General features: G+C 42.0%; 1 protein-coding gene. It reads right to left on the bottom strand.

Going from position 1 to position 307, the window contains the following annotated elements:
• Window positions 1–307 (bottom strand): helix-turn-helix domain-containing protein (locus tag ACYQ4O_RS13045; protein ID WP_460175883.1); only part of this gene is annotated, 307 nt, incomplete at both ends.

Below are 307 nucleotides of genomic sequence, written 5' to 3'. Positions count from 1 at the left end.
TGAACCTTGGAAATTTCGCTCTCTTGGCAAAAAAATTCTTGTATCCCTTCTCTAAATCTTTCAATGCTTGTTGGAGGACTTGAGAATGACAGTCTTTCAGAAAAGAGTGCTTTTTCTTCCACAGAACGAGACGGTTGGCACACTCTACATAGTTGAACCGATGTGCTTTATCTTTGCCGGAAAGTGACTTTTCTGTGGCTAAAGTTCTGTTATAGACATAGCGACAGGAACCCGCAAATTGGCTCATCAAACGAGCTTGGGCACCACTAGGGCACAATTCAAATCTAAAAGCTCGTCTTATCTGCAT

It is taken from the genome of Turicimonas sp. TL08 (assembly GCF_054660695.1).
The sequence above is the reverse complement of the archived record's forward strand: the minus strand, read 5'-3'. Positions and strand labels throughout refer to the sequence as shown.